The following is a 19822-nucleotide window of genomic DNA, read 5'->3' as shown; positions in this document are numbered from 1 at the left end:
GGAGACCGCAGAGCCTCTGGGTTGCTGGTCATGGGGGCTTCCTTTCCGGGCCGCACCATGCGGCACCTGGACCTCAGTCGCGGGCGGCGGTGGAAAGGTTCATGGAAGCCTTGCGCAGAATGCTTGCGCCCGATGCCGCCTGTTCTTATATACGCGCCAAGCCGTGCGGCGCCGGAACCCCGGTTGCCGAACGGGATTTCTTATGAACAGGGGCTTTCGTCGGAACGCCTTCATGGGTCCTGAAAGCCTGCTTAGCGGAGAGACTAGAAAAATGGCAAAAGTAATCGGTATCGATCTCGGCACCACCAATTCCTGCATCGCCATCATGGATGGCAAGGAGCCCAAGGTGATCGAGAATGCGGAAGGCGCGCGCACAACGCCCTCCATCGTCGCCATCTCGGGCGACGGCGAACGTCTCGTCGGCCAGCCGGCCAAGCGCCAGGCGGTCACCAATCCTGAAAACACCATCTTCGCGGTCAAGCGCCTGATCGGCCGCCGCTATGACGATCCGGTGACGGAAAAGGACAAGAAGCTTGTCCCCTACAAGATCGTCAAGGGCGACAATGGCGATGCCTGGGTCGAGGCCGGCGGCAAGAAGCAGTCGCCCAGCCAGATCTCGGCCATGATCCTGCAGAAGATGAAGGAAACGGCGGAAGCCTATCTTGGCGAGAAGGTCGAGAAGGCGGTCATCACCGTTCCGGCCTATTTCAACGACGCCCAGCGCCAGGCCACCAAGGATGCCGGCAAGATCGCCGGCCTCGAAGTGCTGCGCATCATCAACGAGCCGACGGCTGCCGCGCTCGCCTACGGCCTCGACAAGAAGGATGGCAAGACCATTGCCGTCTATGACCTTGGCGGCGGCACGTTCGACATTTCGGTGCTCGAAATCGGCGACGGCGTGTTCGAGGTGAAGTCGACCAATGGCGACACCTTCCTCGGCGGCGAGGATTTCGACATGCGCCTGGTCGAATATCTGGCGGCCGAGTTCAAGAAGGAACAGGGCATCGACCTGAAGAACGACAAGCTCGCCCTGCAGCGCCTCAAGGAGGCGGCTGAAAAGGCCAAGATCGAGCTGTCGTCCACCACGCAGACCGAAATCAACCTGCCCTTCATCACCGCCGACGCGACCGGCCCGAAGCATCTGACGCTGAAGCTGACGCGCGCCAAGTTCGAAAGCCTGGTCGAAGACCTCGTCCAGCGCACCATCGACCCCTGCAAGGCGGCGCTCAAGGATGCCGGCCTGAAGGCTGGCGAGATCGACGAAGTGGTCCTGGTCGGCGGCATGACCCGCATGCCCAAGATCCAGGAGATCGTGAAGCAGTTCTTCGGCAAGGAGCCGCACAAGGGCGTCAACCCGGATGAGGTCGTCGCACTCGGCGCCGCCATCCAGGCCGGCGTGCTGCAGGGCGACGTCAAGGACGTGCTGTTGCTCGACGTGACGCCGTTGTCGCTCGGCATCGAGACGCTGGGTGGCGTGTTTACCCGGCTGATCGAGCGCAACACGACGATCCCGACCAAGAAGAGCCAGGTGTTCTCAACCGCTGAAGACAGTCAGTCGGCCGTGACCATCCGGGTCTTCCAGGGCGAGCGTGAAATGGCCGCCGACAACAAGGCGCTCGGCCAGTTCGACCTGGTCGGCATTCCGCCGGCGCCGCGCGGCGTGCCGCAGATCGAGGTCACTTTCGACATCGACGCCAACGGCATCGTCAACGTTTCGGCCAAGGACAAGGGCACCGGCAAGGAGCACCAGATCCGCATCCAGGCCTCGGGTGGTCTTTCGGACGCCGACATCGAGAAGATGGTGAAGGACGCCGAAGCCAATGCCGAGAGCGACAAGAAGCGTCGTGCCGTGGTCGAGGCCCGCAACCAGGCCGAGGCTCTGGTGCATTCGTCCGAGAAGTCGCTGAAGGAATATGGCGACAAGGTCTCGGAAGCCGAACGCACGGCGATTTCCGATGCGATCGCGGCGCTGAAGACCGCGGCCGAAGGCGACGATCCGGCCGACATCGAGGCCAAGAGCCAGGTGCTCGCCGAAGCTTCGATGAAGCTCGGGCAGGCCATGTACGAGGCCTCGCAGAAGGAAGCGGCGGAAGCCGACGCCAAGGCGGATGCCGCCAAGGACTCCGACGTGGTCGATGCCGATTTCGAGGAAATCGACGAGGACGACGACAAGAAGAAGTCGGCCTGAGCCGCCTGACGGCAAAATAAAGCGGAAAGCCCGGCGTAAAGCCGGGCTTTTTTGCAACCCTTGCTGAAAAAATGCGGGCCTTTCCGAAAAAATGACAGAAAAACCCGGACCGGCGCTTACCAGCACTGGCATCCGGGCGGCACCGATCCTAAATCGAGGCGACGTGCCGGCAAACGACGCGACAATGCATCAAGACGTTGAGCATCCGGACAGCGGGAAAAAATGAAAGCTGATTTCTACGAAACGCTGGGCGTGCAAAAGGGCGCCGACGAGAAGGAGCTCAAGAGCGCTTTCCGCAAGCTCGCCATGCAGTTCCATCCTGACCGCAATCCCGGCGATCATTCCTGCGAGCACAAGTTCAAGGAAATCAACGAAGCCTACGAGACGCTGAAGGACCCGCAGAAGCGCGCGGCCTATGACCGCTTCGGCCACGCCGCCTTCGAACATGGCGGCATGAATGGCGGCGCGCAAGGCTTTGGCGCCGGCGGCTTTGCCGATATCTTCGAGGATATTTTCGGCGACATGATGGGCGGCCGCCAGCGTCGCTCCTCAGGTGGCCGCGAACGCGGCGCCGATCTGCGCTACAATATGGAAATCTCGCTGGAAGAGGCGTTTGCCGGCAAGACCGCGCAAATCCGCGTTCCGGCCTCGATCTCGTGCACGGAATGCTCAGGCAGCGGCGCCAAGCCCGGCACCCAGCCGGTGACCTGCTCGATGTGCCACGGCCACGGCAAGGTACGCGCCACGCAAGGCTTCTTCTCGATCGAGCGCACCTGCCCGCAGTGCCAGGGCCGCGGCCAGACCATCAAGGATCCGTGCCCGAAATGCGCCGGCCAGGGCCGCGTCACCGAGGAGCGCTCGCTGTCGGTCAACATTCCGGCCGGCATCGAGGACGGCACCCGCATCCGGCTTGCCAATGAGGGCGAGGCCGGCCTGCGCGGCGGGCCTTCGGGCGACCTCTATATTTTCCTGGCGGTGAAGCCGCACGAATTCTTCCAACGCGATGGTGCCGATCTCTATTGCAAGGTGCCGATCTCGATGACGACGGCGGCCCTTGGCGGCTCCTTCGAGGTGACGACGCTGGATGGCAGCCAGACCAAGGTAAAAGTGCCCGAAGGCACGCAGAACGGACGCCAGTTCCGGCTCAAGGGCAAGGGCATGCCGGTGCTGCGCCAGCCCAATGTCGGCGACCTCTACATCCAGACCGCTGTCGAGACGCCGCAGAACCTGTCGCGCCGCCAGCGCGAGTTGCTGGAGGAGTTCGAACAGCTCTCCTCGCAGGACAATTCGCCCCAATCGAGCGGATTTTTCGCCCGCATGAAGGATTTCTTCGAATCCTTCGGCGAGCGTTGATCGTGCAAGAACGGCGCGGGAATCGATGAAACGCGCCGCATTTTGAGACGCGACGAAATCTATCTTATCCACGACATGCGTCTCGCTGCGCCTTGCCTTGCGTCACGCAGGTGTTAAGTAACTTGCGGGGAGCGTTGAGGAGAGCTTGCATGACACGTCCCGGACTGCGGAAGGCGCTTGCCGAGAAGTTCGACGACGAACTCAAATTCTTCAAGGGCTGGATCGACAAGCCGAAGACGGTGGGTTCGATCGTTCCGACGAGTTCGATCACCGCGCGCAAGATGGCCTCGATCGTCAATCCCAAGTCCGGCCTGCCGGTGCTCGAGGTTGGTCCTGGCACCGGCGTCATCACCCGCGCCATCCTCGCCCAGGGCGTGCGGCCCGAAAACCTCTATGCGGTCGAATACAACACGGATTTCGTGCGCCATCTGCGCCAGCTCTATCCCGGCGTCAACGTCATCGAGGGCGATGCCTTCAACCTCAACGCCACGCTTGGCGAGAGGAGCGGGATGATCTTCGATTCCGTCGTCTCCGGCGTGCCGCTGCTCAATTTCCCGGTGGCCCAACGCATCGCCTATATTGAGAGCCTGCTCGACCGCATCCCGGCGGGTCGGCCGATCGTGCAGTTGACCTATGGCCCGATGTCACCGATCCCGGCCGGCCGCGGCGACTACACGGTTAAGCATTTCGATTTCATCTTCCGCAACATCCCGCCGACGCAGCTTTGGATTTATCGCCGCGAAGCGCATTAGGGTGTGCCGATATTCAGGTGAGGCCGGTCTGCAAATGGCGGCTCCCTGCGCTTCCGGTCCTCACGTACGAAAAGTACGCTCCGCTCCGGTTCTCGGAAGCCACCATTTTCGACTCGGCCTGACCTGAATCTCAGCACACCCTTCACGCGTTTGCGCCAAATCGGTTTCGATTTTCGGCTACGGCGCGTTGATTTGATCGAACCTTGGCTGTACCTGTCCGGGAACAAGGGTGGCCAATGGCAGTGATCCCGAAAATCCTCGTCTTCGCCGGTTCGGTGCGCAGCGGCGCCTATAGCGGCAGGACCGCCGACGTGGCGCAGAAGGAACTTGCGGTGCAAGGCGCCGAGGTGACCCGCATTTCGCTCGCCGACTATCCCTTGCCGATCCTCGACGAGGATCTCGAGAAGGAAAAAGGCGTTCCCGAAAACGCCGTCAAACTCGGCCGTCTGATTTCAGTCCATGACGGCCTGCTGATCGCCACGCCCGAATATAACGGCTCGATCCCGCCGCTGCTCAAGAACACGATCGACTGGGTGAGTCGGGTGCGCCGGGATGGCGGCCGGACGGTCAGGCCGCTTGCCGGCAAGGTCGTCGGCCTATGCTCATCCTCCAACGGCCACTTCGCCGGCATACGCTGCATCAACCATCTGCGCGCCGTGCTGATACGCTGCCAGATGGAGGTGGTGACGCCGGAATGCTCGGTGCCGGACGGCGGCGACGCCTTCGACGCAGGCGGCAATTTCCGTGACGAAAGACTGTACAAATCGATGGAGCACCTATGCCGCACGCTGATCGAAACCTCGCGCATGCTGTCGACCCGGATCGAGGCGTGATCGCCGCAACGATGCAGACCCAATCCATGCAGGCCAAATCTATACAGGAGAGATTGATCGTCGGCCTCGACCTGCCGACCGTGCGGGAAGCCGAGCAGGCGGTGCGCGAACTTGACGGCGTCGTCTCCTTCTACAAGATCGGCTATCAGCTGGCCTTTGCCGGCGGGCTCGACTTCGCCAGGGAACTGGCCAGCGGCGGGACAAAAATCTTCCTCGACATGAAGCTGCTCGACATCGACCACACGGTGGCCAAGGGCGTCGAGAACATCGTCAAGATGGGCATGACCATGCTGACCATCCACGCCTACCCCAAGGCGATGCGCGCGGCGGTGGAAGCGGCGCGGGGCAGCGAGCTTTGCCTGCTCGCTGTCAGCGTGCTGACCTCTATGGACGAGCAGGACATGATCGATGTCGGCTATGAATATGACCCGCACACGCTGGTGCTGCGGCGCTCGGAACAGGCGCTGCATGCCGGCATGGGCGGCATCGTCTGCTCGGCCGCGGAGGCCGAAGCGGTGCGCCGCATCGTCGGCCCCGACATGGCAGTGGTGACGCCCGGCATCCGGCCGGCGGGCAGCGACCATGGCGACCAGAAGCGTGTGGTGACGCCGGCGCAGGCGATCCGCAACGGCGCCAGCCATCTTGTGGTGGCCCGGCCGATCGTCGCGGCCAGCGACCGCCGCGCGGCAGCGCAAGCGATCCTCGACGAAATGCGCTCTGCATAAAATAGGGAGAAGAACAATGCCCAAGGGATACTGGATCGCCCGCGTCGATGTGCGCGATGCCGAAGGCTACAAGGAGTATGTCGCCGCCGCCAAGCTCGCCTTCGATCGTTTCGATGTGAAATTCCTGGCACGCGGCGGCGAGCACGAGTTTGCCGAAGGGCAAGGCCGGGCCCGCAACGTCATCATCGAGTTCCCGTCGCTCACTGCTGCGCATGACTGCTACCACTCGCGGGAATATCAGCGTGCGGTCGCCATTCGCCAGAAGGTCGCCGACGGCGAGATCGTGCTGGTTGAAGGGACCTGAGGGCGGGGCAACCGGGGCCGGCACTTCAGACGAAGTCCTGCAGGTTCACGTCTCGCAGCTTGGCTCCGCCAAGCAGGGCGCCGACCAGCTGGTGCTTGAGGGCAAGGCACTGCGAGCGGGCAAGTTTCACGATGCCTGGGACGTCGCTCCTTTCGCAGGCCTGCAGCAACTGCTTCTGCTGTTCGATGATCAGCGGCATGAAATCGCGCGACTTGAAGCCGAGATGGAGCGCCCGCTCCGACTGGTCGAGGATCTGGCTGAGAAGCTGTGCAAGCCGCAAATTGCCGGAAAGCTCGGCAATCGCCAGGCGAAAGGCACGGTCGGCCGCCAGGAACGCGACAGGGCTGCGCAGCGTCTCGGGCTTCAGCACCTTTCTGGCCGCCAGCCTGATCTCATCCAGTCCGCGCTCGGTGATACCTGACGTGGCAACCCGGAACACTTCCGGCTCGATCAGGCTGCGCACATCGAAGATCTCGTTGACATCGCGCAAGGTCAGCGTCGTGATGACATAGCCACGGCGCGGCTCGCTCCTGACCAGACCTTCCTGCATGAGGCGGGCAAGTGCTGAACGGATCGTCGCCTTCTTGATGCCGTAGCGCGCCTCGATCTGCTTTTCGGTCAAGGCTTCGCCGGGTGACAGGACGCACGCGACGATATCGCTCTTCAGCTGCTCGTAGGCCTGTTCGCTGCGCAGCAGATCCGCCGTCGACAGCGCAGGTGCCCCACCTGGGGACGCGGGCGATTTCGGTGGCGTGGCTTTGGTCGGCTTCATGCGTCTCTCGCTTTGCATCGGCCTTGACATTGGCCATCTTAGCTATTCTAACTGAGCATCTCAGTCAGGAGCTGTGGCATGCCTCTATCCGCCGACTCCCCTCTCTACCCTGCGATCAAGGATATCGTCAACGCGGCGGCAGGCGCCCGTCCCTTCGATGCGGTCAAGGCCGTCTTGGGCGACTATACCAACCGCTTCCATGCGCTCGGCGGAGTTGTCCATGAGGAGGATGAGGACGAGCTTTTGCTGCATGCCAGCCCGCAGTTGACGATCTACCACATCACGCTTTCGCCCGGCGTCCAGTATCCGCCGCACAACCATCTGATGGACGCTCTGATCGGCATCTATTGGGGCGGCGAGACCAATTTCATCTACCCGCTCGCCGGCGAAAAGGTCGACGCGCCAGAGCGGCAGGATTTTTCGGCGCCCGCGCTGGTGCACATGTCTTCCAACACCATTCACTCGGTCGCCAACACCGGTAGTGCCCGCTCCGGCGCCCTGCATGTCTATCTCGGCGATCTGCCAGGCACCGACCGCCAGCTGTGGAGCCTGGCCGACAGCCAGCCAGAGCCGTTCGACAACGCCAGGTACATGGCCGGGGCGCGACCGATATAGGAAAGCCTAGCCGCCCCGATGCAGGCCGATCAGCCGGTTCGCGGCGGTTTCGGCCATGGCGTCGGCGAGGCCGAGGCCCCATTGCGACCGGCAATAGGCGCGGAAATCGAAGCAGGGAAGGCCGGGGCAGACTTCGAACTCGATCAGGTGGACCGTGTCGTCGGCCTCGACCCGCAGGTCGACGGAGAACACGTCACGCAGGCCAAGCCCGCTGATCAGTCGCTCGGTGATCGCCCTGATCCTGGCGTCGGCTCCTGGCTGGACGTCGGCGACGGCAACGAGATCCGGCTCGGCATAAAGTCCTGCCGCCTTGGCCGCCTCGCCGGTTTCGCCGTAAAGCGCCATGCTGTCCGCCATGGTCTGGAAATCGGCGCCTGAATCGACAAAGGCGATGCCGAGCGCTTCGACGCCGGTTTGCGGCGTCAGCCCGAGGAAGCTGGCGCGGACATTGCGGCCGGCGACATAGGGCTGCACGACGACATCGTCACGATAGGCGGCAAAGACGCGCCGGCTAAGCTCCAGCGCATGGTCGAGATTGCTGCTGCGCGAATCCGGCCAGATGCCGATTTTGGCGCCGAGCCGGTTGGGTTTGACGAACCAGCCGGCGGCGGAAGCCGGCGGCTCGACCAGCCATTTGCCGTCCCGGGCAAGGCCGGCCTGCGGCGCTGGCAGGCCGAGCGCGCCAAGCACGGCGCCGGAGCGGAACTTGTCCTGGCAGAGCGCGAACAGCGCATCATCGGCGCCGATCGTCCGCAACCCCTTGAGTCTGGCCAGCGCGGGCGCGGCGCCGCCACGGAAATAGGCGATCCCGTCGGACAGCGTCCAGACCAGCGTGCTTTCCGCATCCGCATCCTCCAGCGCCCCGGCGGCATCGTCGAGCGCCACCGGCGCGAAGGCGAGACCGCGCGCTTCGCAGGCAGCTGCAAGTGCGGCGAAGTCGGGGGCGATATCCGTCGACTGTGCCAGGTAGGACGAGATTTCGGTGGCGCGCTGCGGTGGGTAGCCGTCGGCGATCAAACGATCGAAACAGGCCTTTTCCGGCTCGTAGACAAGGATCAGCTTTGGCTTGTGGCTCGACATAAGATGAACGATTCCCGGCGATGCTATCGCCTACCATCGCACGGCCGACGCAAACGGCTTTCGCGAAACCGACCCAGGCCGGACGCCTGCGTGACAGCTAGAGGTCTGAGCGGCGCCGATCGCCCAATCTGTTCAGGCGATCAGCACGCGCGGTTCGAACCGGCCGTTGACGGGAACATCGAGCAGGAAAGTCATGCCGCCTTGCAGGTCGAGCAGGCGCTGCTTCTCATTCTTGCCCGACCAGGCCGACGTGACCGCCAGCCGATCGGCGTTCTTGCCGACGAAGGCCGGACAGGACGGCTGTGTCACCGGCATGGCGACCGTGCGGACGAGCTTGCCGTCGGGTCCGTAGGCCTCGATGACACTGCCACCCCAGACGGCATTCCACAGGATGCCGTCGCGGTCGAGCACCGAACCGTCGATATAGCCTTTGGCAGAACGATGATCGACGAAGATCTTCGGCTCGCCTGCCGGCAGGCCGGTCGCCGGGTCGCAGGCGACACGCATCAGCAATCCGGTCGATGTGTCGGTATAGTAGGCAAGCGCGCCGTCGGCGGAAAAGCAGATCGAATTGGACACGGTGATATCAGAAAACAGGCGGCGCAGTTCGCCCCTAGAGAACCAGTAGATCGAGCCGGCGCCCTTTTCCTCGCCCTTGCCCATGGTGCCGACCCAGAAGGCACCGCAGGGATGGACGCGCGAATCGTTGGAGCGGGTGACCGGATTGTCGGCTTCGATCGGCGTGTGCAGTGTCATTCTGCCGGTCGCGACATCGCGGACAAAAAGTCCGGTCTCGGTAGCGATCAGCTGCCGCTTGTCGTCGATGATAGCGATGGCGCTGGCCATCTGGCCGAGCTCATGGACCTTGGTCGCGCCGCCGGACAGCTGCTTCTCCAGAAGCTGGCCGTTGACGATGTCGAACCAGAACAGCGCATCGGTGGCGGGATCGTAGCTCGGTCCTTCGCCGAGTTGGCAGACATGGTCGGAAAAAACCGAAACGATCGCTTCAATCATCATGCCTCTCCGAACACCGCATCCCAGGCCGCAACGGCGGCGTGCGCACGGGCGGCGACGTCGTCGACGCTCATGCCAGGCTTGAACAGGCTGGAGCCGAGGCCAAAGACCGTGACGCCCACCGCCTTGTAGCCGGCAAAATCCTTCTCCGAAACGCCGCCGACGGCGCCGACCAGGGTCTGCGCCGGCAGCACCGCCCGGATCGCGGAAATGCCGGCAGCACCCAGCGCGCTCGCCGGAAAGAATTTCAGCGCCGAGGCGCCGAGCCGGATCGCCTGGAAGGCTTCTGTCGGCGTGAACACGCCGGGCATGGTGACCATGCCGTAATGCATGGCGCGCGCCATCACTTCGGCATCGATGTTGGGGCTGACCAGGAGCCGCCCGCCGGCTTGGTGCAGGCCGTCGACATCGGCCGCCGTCAGCACCGTGCCGGCGCCGACCAGGGCTGTTTTCGGCAGCACTTGGACAATTCTGGCGATCGACGAGAATGGCTGGGGCGAGTTGAGCGGCACTTCGATCGCCTCGATGCCGGCGTCGAACAGCGCCTGGCCCATGGCAATCGCCTCGGTGGGTTTCAGGCCACGCAGGATGGCGACCAGCCCGCGCTTGAGTTTTGGAAAGGCTGCGGTCTCGGTCATGCCAAGGCTCCGGTTCTGGCGATCATGCCGTTTTCGCGCGCGGCTTCGATGAGGCCGGCGCGCACCGCTTCATCCGCGTCGACGGTGCGGACGGCAAGCCCGGCGAGGTCGAGTGCAGCCTGGTAGAGCACGGCGAGCGCACCCGAGGCAATCAGCACGACCGGCGCATCGCCGGCGCCATAGCGGCGCTTCGCCGAGGCGATCTCGCCGCCGATCAAAAGCCCGGACAGGCAGGCCGCCGCATCTTCCGACTTCAGGTCCTGCAGCAGCCCGGCGGCACGGATGGCAAACAGCTTCGGGGTGACGTCGCCGCCCTCGCCAAGCGCGCGTTCGCACCATTGCCGGAAGAACGGACTGTCCGCAGCGACCGGAGCCGGATGCTCGCCCAGCGAATGCTTGAGAATCGAGTGCGCGGCCAGAACCGAGAACAATTCACCGGTCGGCCATGTGCCGAAGCCGGCAACAGCGCCGTCCTCGACCAGCACCCATTTCGAATGGGTGCCGGGCATGCAGGCGAGATGCCGCCCCTTTGCCGGCAAACCGGCGCCGGCCAATTGCGTTTCCTCGCCGCGCATGACATCGGGCGCATCGGCCAGGCGCTGGGCGAGGCCGGGAATGATGCGGATGTCGCGTTTCTGATCAGCCACGCGGGCGGCGCCGCCGAGAATGGCGCCGATCGGCGCCGGCACGGTCACGTAGGGCGCCTCGATCCAACCCTGACGAGAGCCGGCCATGCCGCAGATGATGACGGGCAGTGTTTCCGGCGCGCCCAGGGCGGCCAGATGGCCTTCCAGAACGTTCGAAAACCCTTTTTCGCGTGCGGTGATCAGGCCGTCATCACCACGGCGCTCGGCAAGCACCTTGCCGCTGCCGTCGATCAGCCAAGCCCGAAGCCGGGTCGTGCCCCAATCGAGCGCGGCGACCGCCGGAGCGTTGCCGGCAAATTCTGGGCTCACAGGAAGCCTCCATCGACGATCAGCATCTGGGCGGTCAGCATGCGCGAGGCATCCGAGGCCAGGAACAGCACCGTGCCGACCATGTCGTCCGGCCGCATGACCTCCTTGATGCACTGCTTGGCGACATGGGCTTCAAGCGCTCCTTCGGTCACCCAGCGCTCCTGCTGCCGTTCGGTGATCACCCAGCCGGGCGCGACGGCATTGACGCGGATGCGGTCGGGCCCGAGCTTGCCGGCCAGACCTTTGGTGAGGCCGAGAATGCCAGCCTTGGCGGCGGTGTAGGCGGGCATGTCGGGATGGTTGATGAGGTAGGATGTCGAGGTGAAATTGATGATCGAGCCGCCGCCGGCCCGCTTCATGCCGGGCGCCACCGCCTGCGCGGTGAAGAAATGTGGCCGCAGGTTAATCGCCTGGCTGTTGTCCCAGAACTCCACCGTCACGTCCTCGACGGCGTGGCGCTCGTCCCAGGCGGCATTGTTGATCAGCACCGTGACATCGCCATGCGCCTCTGCCGCTTTGCCCGCCGATGCGCGCAGCGCCTCGATGTCGCGCAGATCGGTCTTGAGGTAGAGCGGACGGCGACCGAATTCCTTCTCGATGCGGTCGGCAAGCAGCGTGCTCGGGCCATCGGCAATGTCGATGAAGGCGACATTGGCGCCCTGGCGTACAAAACCCTCGGTCAGCGCCGCGCCGATCCCGGAGCCGCCGCCGGTGATCAGCACCGAGGCTCCTTTGAGGTCGGCAAAATCCGCCGATGGCATCATGTCTTTATCTCTCCGCGCATGAACGGCGCGCATCCTAGCCACGCAAGTCGCGCGGGCAAGGGCGAAACGTCGGATTTTCGGGCTTATGTCAGACAAAACGACAATGCGCCGCACTGGAACCGTGCGGCGGCATCGGCGGGATGCTGATTGCGTCGAAATCGCCGGTCAGATCGCCTTGGCGCGCAGCGCGCCACGGAAGGAATCGCGGAGATAGCCAAGCGTGGCGTCGGCATCGACCGGCTTGCCGAAGAGATAACCCTGTCCGCCGGCACAGCCAAACTGGACGAGGCGATCGGCCTGCGCTTCCTCCTCGATGCCTTCGGCGACCACATCCATGCCCAACCCTTCGCACATGGCGAGAATGGCGCGGATGATGTGTTCGGACGGGCGGTCGTCGAGAATGGAGGAGACGAAGGCGCGGTCGATCTTGAGCTTGTCGAAATGGAATTCGCGCAGGCGGCCGAGCGAGGACTGGCCGGTGCCGAAATCGTCAAGCGAGACGCGGATGCCGACGCGGCGCAGATCCTCGACGATCTGCGCGGCCGAGGCCGGGTCGTTCATCAGGCCGGTCTCGGTGATCTCGATCTCGAGGCGGCGCGGATCGAAGCCGGTGCGGTCGAGGATCGCCAATATGTGCAGGCCGGTGTTCTGGTCGACAAGCTGCGACGGCGACAGGTTGAAGGACAGGAACAGGTCGCTCGGCCAGCTCCTGGCCGCCTCGGTCGCCTTGCGCAGCACCAGCTGCGACAGTGGACCGATGATGCCGCGCTCCTCGGCGATCGGGATGAACACCGTCGGCGGCACCGCGCCGAGGTCGCGATCGGTCCAGCGCGCCAGCGTCTCGAAGCCGATGGTGCGGCGGGTGGTAAGATCGACGATCGGCTGGAAGTGCGGCTCGACCTCGCCGGCCGAGACAGCGCGGCGCAGCGCCTGCTCGATGCGGGTGACGCGCTTGGCCGCCTCTTCCATCTCGCGGGTGTAGACGACGACCCGGCCACGGCCGGAGCGCTTGGCGTGGTAGAGCGCCGTCTCGGCCTTGTTGATGAGGATTTCGGTGGTCTCGTCGCCGGAATAGAACAGCGAGCAGCCGACCGAGGCCGACAGCCTGGCGGTGCGTTCGCCGACATCGTAGGGCGCCGACAGGATCTCGATCAGCATGCGGGATTTTTCCGCCGCCGCCTCTTCGGAGAACACCAGCGGATAGAGGAAGGCAAACTCATCGGCGCCGATGCGGCAGACCGTGGAATGGCCGTCCATCGAGGCTCGCAGCCGCATGGCGACCTGGATCAGGATGTCGTCGCCGGCCCTGTGGCCAAACAAATCGTTGATCGGCTTGAAGCCGTCGAGGTCGAGAATGCCGACGGTGAAAGGTGCGGGATCGTCGGCGCGGTCGCTGATCAGGCGATCGACCTTGTCGAAGAAGCGGCGATGGTTGCCAAGCCCGGTCAACGGATCGGTGAACGCCAGATCCGTGCTCTCCCTGTTTGCCTGACCGGTGCCAAACGAAGTTTGCATCGGTGTCCCTGTTTTTGACGTCGGAATTTGTGCGCGAGACTGGCAGGAAACCCTTTAGGAAACGTATCCCGAAAATCGATTTTTCGCGGCCAGGGCATGATCGCAAAAAACGCAATCCGGTTTTCCCTGTCGATCATGCCCAGGCAGAAGGCCGGATCCGGTCTGGAAGCCGGCTAAACCGTGCGTCAACCTTCTGTTTCCGCGCCGATTTTCAGCCGCTGGACTTGACGCGATAAAGCTCGAGCGGGGCGCCGCGCGTCTCCGCCACCGGCTCCAGCCAGGCCGGCACGCTGCCGCGCATCAGCCCGGCCAGGAAGCCGTCCGGTGCCTTGGCCGCGAACAGCCGGCTTTCTGTGTTGCCGCGGCAGAGCGCGACAAGGCCGACATGGTGGCTTTCGACAATGGCTTTGGCGTCAGCGGCCGAACCCAGCAAGGCATCGAACACCAGCAGGTTTCCGGCGACGTTGCGATGGTAGGGGCCGGCGAACACGCGATGGCCGGTGAAGGCGAGGATCGGCGAGCCAAGATTGGAGATGGCAAGCACCGTGGTGGGGGCCATCGCGCCAAGTGCCGCGAACGACGCCTTGCTGTTGCAAGGTGCATCGATGCTGGCGTCCTGGACAGGCGCGCCGGCTTCAAAGGCGTTCGATGCGGCTTGAGCGGCGCCCGACCAGATTGCATTGACCGAGATCAGCCAGGCCGCGGCCATCCTGAGCACCGAGCCGCTGGATGGGCTGGCCTCGGCCCGCTGCCGCCATTTGGCGATCCAGGCCGAAAGCGGGATCACCGCGAACGCGATGGAGAAGGTCGAGCCGCGCACTTCCCAGGCGCTGACCAGGACCGCCACCACCAGCAGCGCGCCAACGAGGCTGTCCTGCCGCCGCCAGCCGCCATGGCTGAAGTGAAGCGCCATCAGCACGATCGCCACCAGCGGCGTGGCAAAGCGCGCCACAACCCTTGCCGGATCATCGGAGACGAGCTGGACGATCGACTGCGCCTCTTCGATATAACCGAGCCACATCTGCTGCAGGCGCGGGTCGAGATGGGCATAGGGCGCCGCCAGGCATTGCGGGAACAGCAGCGCCACGACGAGAGCAAGCGCGACGGCAAGCAGGCCAAGCGCCATCAGGCGCCGGGCGACCGTGGCATTGGCAACCCTCAAGGAGGCGATGACCGCCAAGCCGGCACCGGCAAGGCCGGTGACAGTGAATTGCACGACCGAAAATGTGTCGCACTGGGCCTGGCCCCAGGACGACATTGGGACCGTGGCGGCGAAGACGAGTGCCGAGACGCCGGCGACGCCGAGGCCGAAATCCCTGGCGATCAGCCTTTCGCCGTCACCCCTCGCGAGAAACAGCAGCGCGACGACGGCGCCGAGGGTTCCGGCATAGGGCGCGCTTTCCATGCCGATGGCCAAGGTGAGTGTGGCGCAGATGCCGGCGACAAAGGCAGCCGGCCGGTGCGTGGGCGCCTCCAGCAGCAGAATGAGGCTCGCCAGCGTCAGCATCAACTGGACATTGTGATGATCGAGCGCGCCGGGCGAAAAGATGCCGATGTAATAGAGGGCCGCCCCGCCGACGACAGCAGCGGGCAGCACCGCATGCGGGCCGGCCGAAGCGCGCGCGGCGCGGATGATGAAGAAGATGGCGAGAAAGAACTGCAGGGTGGGCCAGAGTATCTGCACCACCTGTTCGGCCAGAGCGATGCTGCCTGTCAGGGCCGAAACGGCAAGGATGGCAAGCGCCAGCGGCGCGTCGAGCAGCCGCGACCAGTGCATGACGAAGCCGCCTTCCAGCCCCATCCTGTACTGGTGCAGGTCGAACCAGCCCTGGCCGGCCATGAGGTCGCGGACTTCGACCAGTTGCAGCAGGCTGTCATTGTCGCCCGCCGGATTGGCCAGTTGCGCGAACCCGGCATAGGCATTGAGCGCCAGCAGCAGCAAGGCGGCAAGCAGCGCGAACGCGATATCGGACTTCGCCGTGGAAGTTCCCGTTGCTATGCCCATCCCGATCGCCCTTGGCGGGAATGCCGGGCCTTTCCAGGCCAATCGACACTCATGAAGTCGACCTTAAACCTAGCCTTAACGGCTTCAATAAATAGTAAAACCGCCTGGACGAGGCCGGTTTCCGGCGCGCGACCGTATGGTCGACAAGGCATTCGGAGACGAAAATGCCGCAAGACCCTGTCATCGCCGTCCTCCTGCCTTGCTACAATGAGGAGCTGACCATTGCCGAGGTGGTGCGGCGGTTCCGCGAGACGCTGCCGGCCGCCACCATCTATGTCTATGACAACAATTCGAAGGATCTGACGGCACTCCGCGCCCGCGCGGCCGGCGCCATCGTCGTGCGCGAGCCGCGCCAGGGCAAGGGCAATGTGGTGCGGCGCATGTTCGCCGACATCGACGCCGACATCTATCTGATGGCCGATGGCGACGGCACCTACGCGCCCGAGGACGCGCCGCAGCTGATCAACACGCTGCTGACCGAGCGTAGCGACATGGTGGTGGGCACCAGGCGCGGCGTCACCGACGATGCCGGCCGGGCCGGCCATGCCTTCGGCAACCGCGTTTTCAACAGCCTCTACCAATGGCTGTTCGGCAGCGATTTCAGCGACATCTTCTCCGGCTACCGCGTCTTCACCCGACGCTTCGTCAAGAGCTTTCCCGCCGTCTCCGGCGGCTTCGAGATCGAGACCGAAATGTCGGTGCACGCCTCGCAGCTCAAATTGCCGGTCAGCGAAATCGCGCTCGATTATGGCCGTCGTCCGGAGGGCTCGTCGTCGAAGCTGTCGACCTTCCGCGACGGCGCGAAAATTCTCTGGATGTTCGCCATGCTGATGAAGGAGACGCAGCCGCTGCGCTTTTTCGGTGCCTTTTCGCTGTTCTTCCTCGCCTCCAGCCTGTTCTTGATGGCGCCGGTGCTGGTCGAATTCGCCGAAACCGGCCTCGTGCCGCGCATGCCGACCTGGGTGCTGTCGGTCGGCCTGCTGCTCCTGTCGATGCTGGCGGCGGTGACCGGGCTGATCCTCGATTCCGTCTCGCGCGGGCGCGCCGAACAGAAGCGCATTTTCTACCTGTCCATGCCTTCCGGGCGTGTCGAGCGCCGCGCCACCGAGGTTGTGCGCAAGCCGCAACCAGGCAAGACCCCGCGCGCGGCCTGAATGATGCAACGCCTTGTCCGGTTTGTCTTCGCCGGCGGCATCGGTTTCGCCGCCGACGCGGCCGCACTCTGGCTGCTGCTGGCCGTCACGCCGCTCGGGCCGTTCATGGCCCGCGTGCTGTCGATCGGTTTCGCGCTCTGCGTCACCTGGCAGATCAACCGGCATCTGACCTTTTCGCCGTCAAACAGGGGGATGGCACAGGAAGGCGCGCGCTATGGCAGCGTCGGCATCGCCACCAGCGTCGTCAACTATTTCGTTTATTCAGCCATCCTGCTGGCACTCCCGGCGGCTCCGCCGCTAGCCGCCCTGGCCGTCGCGTCGCTTGCCGCCATGACGCTGTCCTTCCTTGGTTACTCACGGCTGGTCTTCGACCGTTAAAGCTCTGGCCCGATTGGCAGAAGGCGCTGCGACCCTTATATCGCTCTCGTCGACTGCGCTGGGGACCTGCCATGAAGCTGAAAATCGCCGTCCAGATGGACCATATCTCCACCGTGTCGATCGCTGGCGACACCTCGTTCGCGCTGTCGCTGGAAGCGCAACGGCGCGGCCATCAGTTGTTCCACTACACGCCTGACCGGCTGTCGCTGCGCGACGGCAAGGTGTTTGCCCGCATCGAGGAGATGCAGGTGCGCGACGAGAAGGGCAACCATTACTCGCTGGGCGACAAGGTGCGCACCGATCTGTCGGAGATGGACGTCGTCCTGCTGCGCCAGGATCCGCCCTTCGACATGAACTACATCACCACGACGCATATCCTCGAGCGCATCCACCCGAAGACGCTGGTCGTCAACGACCCGGCCTGGGTGCGCAACAGTCCGGAAAAGATCTTCGTCACCGAGTTTTCCGACCTGATGCCGGACACGCTGATCACCAAGGATCCGCAGGAGGTTGCCGCCTTCCGCAAGGAGTTCGGCGACATCATCGTCAAGCCGCTCTACGGCAATGGCGGCGCCGGCGTCTTCCATCTGCTCGAAGGCGACCGCAACCTCGCCTCACTCTTGGAAATGTTCGGCCAGCTGTCGCGCGAGCCCTATATTGTGCAGCGCTATCTCAAGGATGTGCGCAAGGGCGACAAGCGCATCATCCTGATCGACGGCGAGCCGGTCGGCGCCATCAACCGCGTGCCGGCCGAACACGATTCCCGCTCCAACATGCATGTCGGCGGGCGCGCCGAGAAGACCGAGCTGACCGAGCGCGAGCGCGAGATCTGCGCCCGAATCGGACCGGCATTGAAGGCACGCGGCTTCATCCTCGTCGGCATCGACGTCATTGGCGACTACATGACCGAGATCAACGTGACCTCGCCGACCGGCGTTCGCGAGGTCGCCCGTTTTGGCGGCGCCGACATCGCCAGCCTGTTCTGGGACGCGGTCGAGGGCAAGCGCAAGTAAGCCGTTTTCAGTTCGTATTAACCATGTTCCGCTTTTGCAACCGGGCGCAATCCGGCTGCAACCCCTGCGATTGAATGTTCCCGTAATGTTCTTGATTTGACCGAGGAAGTGTGGTTGTCTCTTGCGGGGGCCACATTCTTGGCCGATCGCATGGGTTACGGCCCATATCCGGGGTGGGAAAATGGTGGCGCGGGTTCGCACGGTCGCTTTCCAGGGCATCGAGGCCGTGCCGGTCGACGTGCAGGTGATGATCGCGCCCGGCAAGGTCGGCATGCAGATCGTCGGCCTACCCGACAAGGCGGTGGCCGAAAGCCGCGAACGCGTGCAGGCCGCGCTCCACGCGTCAGGCCTGTCGATGCCGTCGAAGAAGGTGACGGTCAATCTGGCGCCCGCCGACCTGCCCAAGGAAGGCAGCCATTACGATCTGCCGATCGCGCTTGGCCTGATGGCCGCCCTTGGCGCCATTCCGGGCGATATGCTGGCCGGCTATGTCGTGCTTGGCGAACTCTCGCTCGACGGCACGATTGCCGCCGTTGCCGGTGCCTTGCCGGCGGCGATCGGCGCCAATGCCGAGGGCAAGGGCCTGATCTGCCCGTTCGCCTGCGGGCCGGAAGCGGCCTGGGCCGGCAAGGACTTCGACATATTGGCGCCGCGCAGCCTGATCGCCATCGCCAACCATTTCCGTGGCACGCAGGTGCTGTCGCGCCCCGAAGCCGGCATCCACGCCGCGGCGCGCGACCTACCCGATCTTGCCGACATCAAGGGCCAGGAGACGGCCAAGCGGGCGCTGGAAGTGGCGGCGGCCGGTGGGCACAATCTGCTGATGGTCGGCCCGCCCGGCTCGGGAAAATCGATGCTGGCGCAGCGGCTGCCGTCGATCCTGCCGCCGCTGGCGCCGAAGGAATTGCTCGAAGTCTCGATGATCGCCTCGGTGGCGGGCGAGCTCGGCGAAGGCAAGCTGACCGACCGGCGGCCATTCCGCGCCCCGCACCATTCGGCCTCGATGGCGGCGATGGTCGGCGGTGGCTTGCGCGCACGGCCGGGCGAGGTGTCGCTCGCCCATCACGGCGTGCTGTTCCTCGACGAGTTTCCCGAATTCACGCCGCAGACGCTCGATGCGCTGCGCCAGCCGCTGGAGACCGGCGACTGCATGATCGCGCGCGCCAACCACCGCGTCACCTATCCGGCGCGCATCCAGCTGGTGGCGGCGATGAACCCATGCCGCTGCGGCATGGCCGGCGAGCCGGGCTATCGCTGCCTGCGCGGCGAACGCTGCCGCACCGACTACCAGGCGCGCATTTCCGGTCCGCTGCTCGACCGCATTGACCTGCGGATCGAAGTGCCGGCGGTTTCGGCCAGCGACCTGATCCGGCCCGACCGGGCGGAGAAGAGTGCAGCCGTGGCACTGCGCGTCGCCCGCGCGCGTACCCTCCAACGCGAGCGTTTCGAACGGCTCGGCGTGACCAGCGCCACCACCAACGCCCATTGCGCGCCGGCTGTCATCGAAGACATCGCCATGCCCGACGCATCAGGCCTGTCGCTGCTCAAGGACGCCAGCGAAAAGCTCGCCTTTTCGGCGCGGGCCTACCACCGAGTCCTGAAAGTGGCGAGAACACTGGCCGACCTCGATGCCAGCGAAACCGTCGGCCGCATCCATCTCGCCGAAGCGATTTCCTATCGCATGAGTTCGGAGCGCGTGGCGCAGGCGGCATAGGCGAAGGGCATTTGCAGCTACGCCCGGTTCGTTTCTCCGGACCGATCCT

General features: G+C 64.5%; 19 protein-coding genes. 11 read left to right on the top strand and 8 right to left on the bottom strand.

Annotated elements, in window-relative coordinates; translation table 11 throughout:
* Positions 1–271 precede the first annotated feature (271 nt).
* The 6 genes from dnaK (at position 272) to HB778_RS15060 (ending at position 6155) form a co-directional block, all read left to right on the top strand.
* The gene (gene dnaK, locus HB778_RS15085) at positions 272–2188 is read left to right on the top strand and encodes a molecular chaperone DnaK (protein WP_095202934.1); all 1917 of its coding nucleotides are present in this window, start codon (positions 272–274) and stop codon (positions 2186–2188) included.
* Positions 2189–2410: 222 nt separating this feature from the next.
* Positions 2411–3541, top strand: a complete 1131-nt coding sequence (dnaJ, locus tag HB778_RS15080) for a molecular chaperone DnaJ (RefSeq protein ID WP_095202933.1) — start codon at positions 2411–2413, stop codon at positions 3539–3541.
* 149 nt (positions 3542–3690) lie between these two features.
* The gene (gene pmtA / locus HB778_RS15075; protein ID WP_183464562.1) at positions 3691–4293 is read left to right on the top strand and encodes a phospholipid N-methyltransferase PmtA; all 603 of its coding nucleotides are present in this window, start codon (positions 3691–3693) and stop codon (positions 4291–4293) included.
* Between the two features lie 236 nt (positions 4294–4529).
* A complete protein-coding gene (locus tag HB778_RS15070; RefSeq protein ID WP_183464561.1) occupies positions 4530–5126 on the top strand; it encodes an NADPH-dependent FMN reductase in 597 nt (198 codons plus the stop codon).
* A gap of 11 nt (positions 5127–5137) precedes the next feature.
* Positions 5138–5851, top strand: coding sequence for an orotidine-5'-phosphate decarboxylase (pyrF, locus tag HB778_RS15065; RefSeq protein WP_183465096.1), 714 nt, complete (start codon positions 5138–5140; stop codon positions 5849–5851).
* 16 nt (positions 5852–5867) lie between these two features.
* A complete protein-coding gene (locus HB778_RS15060; RefSeq protein WP_183464560.1) occupies positions 5868–6155 on the top strand; it encodes a DUF1330 domain-containing protein in 288 nt (95 codons plus the stop codon).
* A gap of 25 nt (positions 6156–6180) precedes the next feature.
* Here HB778_RS15060 and HB778_RS15055 read toward each other — a convergent pair whose 3' ends face one another.
* Positions 6181–6927, bottom strand: coding sequence for a GntR family transcriptional regulator (locus HB778_RS15055; RefSeq protein ID WP_183464559.1), 747 nt, complete (start codon positions 6925–6927; stop codon positions 6181–6183).
* A 78-nt stretch (positions 6928–7005) separates the two neighbouring features.
* Between HB778_RS15055 and HB778_RS15050 the strand changes: the two genes are divergently transcribed.
* Positions 7006–7542 (top strand): autotransporter, encoded by a 537-nt coding sequence (locus tag HB778_RS15050; RefSeq protein ID WP_183464558.1) that lies wholly within the window; start codon positions 7006–7008, stop codon positions 7540–7542.
* Between the two features lie 6 nt (positions 7543–7548).
* Here the strand turns inward: HB778_RS15050 and HB778_RS15045 are convergent, their stop codons facing one another.
* From HB778_RS15045 to HB778_RS15015, 7 genes are all read right to left on the bottom strand, one after another.
* Positions 7549–8622, bottom strand: a complete 1074-nt coding sequence (locus tag HB778_RS15045; protein ID WP_183464557.1) for a D-alanine:D-lactate ligase-like protein — start codon at positions 8620–8622, stop codon at positions 7549–7551.
* Between the two features lie 132 nt (positions 8623–8754).
* Positions 8755–9636: an SMP-30/gluconolactonase/LRE family protein gene (locus HB778_RS15040; RefSeq protein WP_183464556.1), complete on the bottom strand. Its 882-nt coding sequence runs from the start codon at positions 9634–9636 to the stop codon at positions 8755–8757.
* Complete coding sequence (locus HB778_RS15035) at positions 9636–10274, bottom strand: 2-dehydro-3-deoxy-6-phosphogalactonate aldolase (RefSeq protein ID WP_183464555.1); 639 nt, start codon at positions 10272–10274, stop codon at positions 9636–9638. The genes HB778_RS15040 and HB778_RS15035 overlap by 1 nt, the downstream gene beginning before the upstream one ends.
* Positions 10271–11230, bottom strand: a complete 960-nt coding sequence (locus HB778_RS15030) for a 2-dehydro-3-deoxygalactonokinase (RefSeq protein WP_183464554.1) — start codon at positions 11228–11230, stop codon at positions 10271–10273. Before HB778_RS15030 ends, HB778_RS15035 begins: the two co-directional genes overlap by 4 nt.
* Positions 11227–11994 carry an SDR family NAD(P)-dependent oxidoreductase gene (locus HB778_RS15025; protein WP_183464553.1) on the bottom strand — a complete coding sequence of 256 codons (768 nt, stop codon included), beginning with the start codon at positions 11992–11994 and terminating at the stop codon, positions 11227–11229. Before HB778_RS15025 ends, HB778_RS15030 begins: the two co-directional genes overlap by 4 nt.
* A 165-nt stretch (positions 11995–12159) precedes the next feature.
* Positions 12160–13509, bottom strand: a complete 1350-nt coding sequence (locus HB778_RS15020) for a putative bifunctional diguanylate cyclase/phosphodiesterase (protein ID WP_183464552.1) — start codon at positions 13507–13509, stop codon at positions 12160–12162.
* 211 nt (positions 13510–13720) lie between these two features.
* A complete protein-coding gene (locus HB778_RS15015) occupies positions 13721–15514 on the bottom strand; it encodes a GtrA family protein (protein WP_183464551.1) in 1794 nt (597 codons plus the stop codon).
* A 164-nt stretch (positions 15515–15678) separates the two neighbouring features.
* Between HB778_RS15015 and HB778_RS15010 the strand changes: the two genes are divergently transcribed.
* The 4 genes from HB778_RS15010 to HB778_RS14995 all read left to right on the top strand — a co-directional run bounded on the left by HB778_RS15010 (position 15679) and on the right by HB778_RS14995 (position 19773).
* Complete coding sequence (locus HB778_RS15010) at positions 15679–16668, top strand: glycosyltransferase (protein ID WP_183464550.1); 990 nt, start codon at positions 15679–15681, stop codon at positions 16666–16668.
* 3 nt (positions 16669–16671) lie between these two features.
* Positions 16672–17046, top strand: coding sequence for a GtrA family protein (locus HB778_RS15005; RefSeq protein WP_183465095.1), 375 nt, complete (start codon positions 16672–16674; stop codon positions 17044–17046).
* 71 nt (positions 17047–17117) lie between these two features.
* Positions 17118–18059, top strand: coding sequence for a glutathione synthase (gene gshB / locus HB778_RS15000; RefSeq protein ID WP_183464549.1), 942 nt, complete (start codon positions 17118–17120; stop codon positions 18057–18059).
* A 181-nt stretch (positions 18060–18240) separates the two neighbouring features.
* Entirely contained in the window at positions 18241–19773 is a 1533-nt protein-coding gene (locus tag HB778_RS14995; RefSeq protein ID WP_183464548.1) for a YifB family Mg chelatase-like AAA ATPase, read from the top strand.
* Positions 19774–19822: the final 49 nt, after the last annotated feature.

It is taken from the genome of Mesorhizobium huakuii (genome assembly GCF_014189455.1).
GTDB lineage: Bacteria > Pseudomonadota > Alphaproteobacteria > Rhizobiales > Rhizobiaceae > Mesorhizobium > Mesorhizobium huakuii_A.
The sequence above is the reverse complement of the archived record's forward strand: the minus strand, read 5'-3'. Positions and strand labels throughout refer to the sequence as shown.